General features: G+C 64.1%; 6 protein-coding genes. 2 read left to right on the forward strand and 4 right to left on the reverse strand.

Annotated elements, in window-relative coordinates; translation table 11 throughout:
* The first annotated feature begins 348 nt into the window (after window positions 1-348).
* Window positions 349-861 carry a hypothetical protein gene (locus QGG75_17425; protein ID MDP6069011.1) on the forward strand — a complete coding sequence of 171 codons (513 nt, stop codon included), beginning with the start codon at window positions 349-351 and terminating at the stop codon, window positions 859-861.
* Window positions 862-921: 60 nt separating this feature from the next.
* Complete coding sequence (locus QGG75_17430; GenBank protein ID MDP6069012.1) at window positions 922-2,172, forward strand: adenylate/guanylate cyclase domain-containing protein; 1,251 nt, start codon at window positions 922-924, stop codon at window positions 2,170-2,172.
* 17 nt (window positions 2,173-2,189) lie between these two features.
* Here QGG75_17430 and QGG75_17435 read toward each other — a convergent pair whose 3' ends face one another.
* From QGG75_17435 to fabI, 4 genes are all read right to left on the reverse strand, one after another.
* On the reverse strand, window positions 2,190-3,038 hold the full coding sequence (locus tag QGG75_17435; GenBank protein MDP6069013.1) for a fumarylacetoacetate hydrolase family protein: 849 nt from the start codon (window positions 3,036-3,038) through the stop codon (window positions 2,190-2,192).
* 83 nt (window positions 3,039-3,121) lie between these two features.
* Window positions 3,122-3,694 carry a peroxidase-related enzyme gene (locus tag QGG75_17440; protein MDP6069014.1) on the reverse strand — a complete coding sequence of 191 codons (573 nt, stop codon included), beginning with the start codon at window positions 3,692-3,694 and terminating at the stop codon, window positions 3,122-3,124.
* Between the two features lie 32 nt (window positions 3,695-3,726).
* Window positions 3,727-4,797, reverse strand: a complete 1,071-nt coding sequence (aroC, locus tag QGG75_17445; GenBank protein MDP6069015.1) for a chorismate synthase — start codon at window positions 4,795-4,797, stop codon at window positions 3,727-3,729.
* Between the two features lie 37 nt (window positions 4,798-4,834).
* The gene (gene fabI, locus QGG75_17450; protein ID MDP6069016.1) at window positions 4,835-5,647 is read right to left on the reverse strand and encodes an enoyl-ACP reductase FabI; all 813 of its coding nucleotides are present in this window, start codon (window positions 5,645-5,647) and stop codon (window positions 4,835-4,837) included.
* Between the last annotated feature and the right edge of the window lie 353 nt (window positions 5,648-6,000).

Raw genomic sequence — 6,000 nt, forward strand, 5'->3', positions numbered from 1 at the left:
TTTTCACAAGGCGGAAGCGGGCGGAGCTCAAGACCGGCCGACCACGCGGCGCCGCCCTTCGGGCCCCCCGCCGGTCCCCGCTAGCCCCTGGTTGCTCGATAATCTAGTATTATCCTTTGTGCCGGCCAGCCGCAATCTCTGGCGCCTGGTTCCTGGCGGAACTTGCGGCGTCCCGCCGGTCGACGAACGCCACTTGCAAACGAGCCGAGATCCGGGGAAACTTAGGGATTGAGGCACTGTGCCGGGGGTGTGTCCTGGGATTCCCCAGGGACCTTCGCGCGACAGGGGTGTATTGCCGCAAGGTGGCCGAACCCGCAACAGCAACCCGGCAGGGAAGGGTACGAGGCAGTGGCCGATACGACCTACGAAGTCAATATCCGCATGGGCGGCGAGTGGAAGTTCGAGCCCCGCTACGGCGAATTCGAAAAGGACGAGGCTATCGAAGACGCCAAGCGGGTGGCCGATACGCCCGGCGTCGAGGCCGTCAAGGTGATCAAGGAAACTTACGACTCCGGGAGTAACCAGACGCGCGAATCGACGGTTTTTTCGACCTCCAAACTGGCTTCCGTGGGCGAGCAGTACAGCGGCCAGGACTTTAGCAGCATGGAGGTCAAGGTCGACGATGGTCCCGACCTCGCCAACATGGCCGTTGACCTCAACGCCGGCCGTTCGCTCGGCTCCCGAGGCGCTTCCGCCCATAGCACCAGCGATTGGGACCCGGGGACAAGCGTCCGCCCGCCGCCCCGCCGCGCCGGCCAGGGCGGCGGCGTGGTTTTCGTCAAGTTGATCACCATCATCGGCGTCAGCCTGGCCTTCGCCGCCTCTTCGTCATACGTCTACACCAATTTCTTCTATGGCTGAGCGCATGCCCAGACGACGCTCAGGGGCCCCCGCATGAGCCTTTAGGTCCAGACCTGGCTGGTGTTTGGGCTCTCGTTCCTGGCCTGCTTCGTTTCGCTGTCGGCCATCTTCATCTCGCCCTCGGAACGGACGGTGATGCTGACCTGGCTGATGAGCAGCGACAAGGAGGCCGAGGAAGAGGCCAAGGAACTCGGGATCCCTCCCACGGTCAGCACCTGGGATGCCCTGAAGCTGATGTTTTTCCCCGACAAGGAGGGCAGCGAGCTCGAACACGATGCCAAATCGGCGCCCGACCAGGCCGCGGATGGCAAGGACGGTGTGGAGGGCGAGGGCGGCGAGGAAGACGACGAGGGTGTCGACGAAGCAGCAACCAAGACCGAGAGCTTCCGTTCCGCCCGCACCTCCGTGATGAAGTTCCTCGAGGGATCCTTGGCCTCGATGATGAAGGCTGGCTTTCAGCTCGACGCCCTCAACAAGTTCGGCTGCCACCTTTACCTGGCCGGCGCCTGCGAGCGGACTTCGCGGGTCGCCGAGTTGACGCACGAACAGTTCGTCTCGCTGCTCGAGGGCTGCCTATCCGTGCTCGGTTCGGAAAAACGCATCGCCCGGCGCTTTGGCGAAAAATACGAGGAGTACCTGCTGGAGCCGCGCTATGCAGACATGTTCCGGGCCGGCAACGAGGCCATGGAACGTTTCGGCGACGGCGACGACGATGACGGCCAATCGCTCAACGATGCCCTGGAAAGCTGGAACACGCCCTCCGACCAGTACGACCCCGACGCTCCCATCGCCGTCATGTTCACCGACATCGTGGGCTCGACGGCGCTCAACCAGACCCACGGAGACGAGGTGGCGCAGAAGATCGTGCATACTCACAACTCCGTGGTGCGCCAGTCCCTGCAGCGCCATGGCGGCAACGAGGTCAAGCACACCGGCGACGGCATCATGGCGTCCTTCAAGAACATCACCAACGCCGTCAAGAGCGCCGTTGCCATGCAGAAGGCGCTGGTCGAACACAACGCCAAGAAGCCCGATATCCCGCTGCACATCAAAATCGGTGTCAATGCCGGCACGCCGATCGCCGAGGATGGCGACCTCTTCGGTACCACGGTGCAGCTTGCCGCCCGCATCTGCGACAAGGCTGGAGCCGGCGAAATTTGCGCCACCAACCTGGTGCGCGAGCTCTCTCAGGGCAGCGGCGCCGAGTTCCAGAGCATGGGCGACTTTGAGCTCAAAGGCGTCAGCGAGACCACCACCATCTATCAGGTGGTCGCCCCGGGCATGGCCAAGCGCAAGACCGAGGCTGCCTGACGCCGCCTCTCTCTCCTCTATTCGTCGATCACCGGGTTGCTAAGCACGCCGACGCCTTCGATGTCGACTTCGACGACATCGCCGGCCTTCATCCAGACCGGTGGCTTGCGGGCGAAGCCGACGCCTGAGGGCGTGCCGGTGGAGATGACGTCGCCGGGCTCGAGGGCGGTGAAGCTCGATATGTATTTGATCAGCGTGACAATCGGGAAGATCATCAGGTCGGTGTTGGCTTTCTGCATCTCCTGGCCATTGAGCCTGAGCGAGATGGCCAGCTTCTGGGGGTCGGGAATTTCGTCGGCCGTGACCATCCAGGGGCCGAAGGGGCCGGAGCCTACGAAGTTCTTGCCCGGTGTGAATTGCGTGGTGTGGCGCTGCCAGTCGCGGATGCTGACGTCGTTGTAGCAGGCGTATCCGGCAACGTAGTCGAGCGCCTCCGCCTCACCGATATGCCGTCCCGGGCGGCCGATGATGACGGCCAGTTCGGCTTCGTAATCGACCTTGTCGGATACCTTGGGCGCTATGATGGCTTGGCCGTGGCCGATCTGGCTGTTGGCGAAGCGGGTAAAGAGGGTGGGATTGTCGACTTCCTGGGCGCCGCCTTCCTTGCGGTGGTCGTCGTAATTCAAGCCGACGCAAATGATCTTGGCCGGATCAATGATCACCGGTAGGTGGCTGACGTCGTCGAAGCCCAGGTCCGCGGCCTTGCCGGCCGCCGCCGTGGCCAACTCGTCGAGCGCTCCGGCCGCCAGGACCTGGCGCAAGCCGCTGTATTTGCCGCCGAGCTCGCGGCCCACGTCGATGATGCCATCGTCGTTGACGACGCCGTAGCTGTCCCGATCCTGATGTCTGAAACTGGCGACTTTCATTTCTCATGCTCCTGCTGCTGACTGGCTGGCGGCGCGGCGATTCATAGGGGCATCGGCCGCCAATGACAAGTTCGGCCGGCGCCTCAGCGTGCCTGGCCGTGGTATTCCGGGTTGGGGATCATGTCGACGGCCGAGGCCAGGCGGTTGGACATGTTGAAGAAGCCGGCGACCTCGGCGATGTCCCAGATGTCGGCGTCGCTGAAGCCCAAGTCGCGCAAGCGCTGGCGGTCCGCTTCGCCAACGGTGTGGGATTCCAAGGTCAACTTGACGGCGAAGTCGAGCATGGCGCGCTGGCGCGGCTCCAACTCGGCCACCCGGTAGTTCATCACCATCAGTTCGCCCAGCATAGGATCGCCCGAAAGCTCGCGCACCGCGGCGCCGTGGGCCACCTGGCAGTAGTAGCAGCGGTTCGACGACGACACCGCGACCGCAATCATCTCGCGCTCCAGTTTGCTCAGCCCCGATTCGCCGAGCATCAGTCCGTTGTAGAACGATATGAAGGCGCGCAGCTTGTCCGGGTGCCAGGCGTAGGCGCGGATGACGTTGGGCACCAGCCCCAGCTTCTCCATGCATTTGGCGTAGTATTTCTCGATGTCGGCGTCGAGCACCTCGGGCTCCTGGAGATCGAGGGCGGTGATGTGGTCGGGTTGGGACATGAATTTCCTCTGACGGGTTGGAGTGACTCTCTTCAGCCGCACTGGGCGCGCTGGCGCAGCAACTGGTCGGCCAGCACGCAGGCCACCATGGCCTCGCCCACCGGCACGGCGCGAATGCCGACGCAGGGATCGTGGCGGCCACCCGTGGCGGCCTCGACTTCAGCGCCGCGGCGGTCGATGCTGGGCACCGGAGTCGGGATGCTCGAGGTCGGCTTGACGGCGAAGCGCAGCACGATGTCCTGGCCGCTCGATATGCCGCCCAGGATGCCGCCGGCGTTGTTGCTGAGAAACTTCGGTCCGTCGTTGCCCGGGCGCATGGCGTCGGCGTTATCTTCGCCCCGAAGCGCCGCAGCGCCAAAGCCGGCCCCGATCTCGACGCCCTTGACGGCGTTGATGCTCATGATGGCCGCCGCCAGCTCGGCGTCGAGCTTGCCGTAAACGGGCGCCCCCAGGCCGGCCGGCAAGCCGCTGGCCTGGACCTCGATAACGGCGCCGACTGAGGATCCGGCCCGGCGCACCTCGTCGAGATAGTTTTCCCAGGCTGTGGCGGCCGCCGCGTCGGGACACCAGAAAGGGTTTTCCTCCACCGCCGTCCAAGACCAGGCGGCGCGGTCTACGTGCCGCTCACCCATCTGCACCAGGGCGCCGCGCACTACCACGCCCTCGCCCAGCACCTTGCGGGCCAACGCCCCCGCCGCCACGCGACACGCCGTCTCGCGGGCCGAAGCGCGGCCCGAGCCACGCCAGTCGCGGTGGCCGTATTTGCGCTCATAGGTGAAATCGGCATGGCCCGGCCGGTAGAGGTCTTTGATGGCCTCGTAGTCGGCACTGCGGGTGTCGGTGTTGTCGATTTGCAGCGACACCGGCGTGCCGGTGGTGCGGTCTTCAAAAACGCCTGACAAGATTTGCACCTGATCGGCCTCGCGGCGCTGGCTGACGAAACGGCTCTGACCGGGTCGGCGGCGATCCAACCAGTGCTGGATGTCAGCTTCGGTCAAGTCCAGCCCGGGCGGCATGCCGTCGACGACGCAGCCGATGGCCGGGCCGTGGCTCTCGCCCCAGGTGGTGACGCGGAAGAGGTGGCCGAAGGTGTTGTGGGACATGAGATAGGGGCTGGGGGATATGAGGCTGGAGAGCCACCTATACCGTGGCGATGTCCGGGGCGTCGGCAGCCTTCATGCCGACCACGTGGTAGCCGCAGTCGACGTGATGCACTTCGCCGGTGACGGCGCTGCCGAGATCGCTGAGCAGATAGACCGCGGCCCCGCCCACATCCTCGGTGGTGACGTTGCGCCTAAGCGGTGCATTGAGCTCGTTCCACTTCAGGATATAGCGGAAATCGCCGATACCCGAGGCCGCCAGGGTCTTGATCGGCCCGGCCGAAATGGCGTTGACGCGGATGCCGCGCGGACCCAGATCGCTGGCCAGGTAGCGCACGCTGGCCTCGAGCGCCGCCTTGGCCACGCCCATGACGTTGTAGTGCGGCGTCACCCGCTCGGCGCCGACGTAAGAGAGCGTCAACAGGCTGGCAGTGTCGCTCAGCAGCCGCTCGGCGCGCTGGCAAACGGCAGTGAAGGAATAGCAGCTGATGTTCAGAGACTTGGCGAAATTGTCCGGTGTGGTGTCGATATAGCGGCCGTTGAGCTCGTCGCGATCCGAATAGGCGATGGCGTGGACCAAAAAGTCGAGCTGGCCGAGCTTTTCCTCGACCATCGTCATGGCTGCGTCGATGCTGTCGAGATCGGATACGTCGCAAGGCATGACGATCTCCGACCCGGCCTTGGCGGCCAGCGGCACGACTCTTTTTTCCAGGGCCTCACCTTGGTAGGTGAAGGCCAATTCGGCACCCTGATCGGCCACCGCCCGGGCGATGCCCCAAGCCAATGAGCGTTCGTTGGCGACTCCCATGATCAGGCCTTTTTTGCCGGCCAACAGGGGGGTGGAAGCGGACATCGAAACCTCTTTCCAAAACGTTACCGGAGTAGATTTCGGGCATCCTACACCAAACCATGAAGGGCGCAAATCGGCGCCAAACCAGGGCCAAATCGGGGTTCTCGCCGGCTTGCCGGGACCGTCTCTGTTGAATCCTGCCGTCGGCTATGGAAAATTGCGTCGTTGCAACAATTGCCCGGAGAAGTTCCGGGTCTACAGGGAGCCCCGACATGCGCGGACTGATCCAGGGACGACAGCTTCTGATCTCGACGCTGATCGATTACGCCGCCGAATTCCACGGCGATACCGAAATTGTCACCAAGACGGTCGAGGGCCCGATCCACCGCTATACCTACGGCGAATCGCAAAGCCGA

This window comes from Alphaproteobacteria bacterium, assembly GCA_030740435.1.
GTDB lineage: Bacteria > Pseudomonadota > Alphaproteobacteria > UBA2966 > UBA2966.

Coding starts and splice junctions, on each gene's coding strand:
- QGG75_17435 (MDP6069013.1), bottom strand. CDS start 3,038: ATGAAAGTCGCCAGTTTCAGACATCAGGATCGGGACAGCTACGGCGTC.
- aroC (MDP6069015.1), bottom strand. CDS start 4,797: ATGTCCCACAACACCTTCGGCCACCTCTTCCGCGTCACCACCTGGGGC.
- QGG75_17440 (MDP6069014.1), bottom strand. CDS start 3,694: ATGTCCCAACCCGACCACATCACCGCCCTCGATCTCCAGGAGCCCGAG.
- fabI (MDP6069016.1), bottom strand. CDS start 5,647: ATGTCCGCTTCCACCCCCCTGTTGGCCGGCAAAAAAGGCCTGATCATG.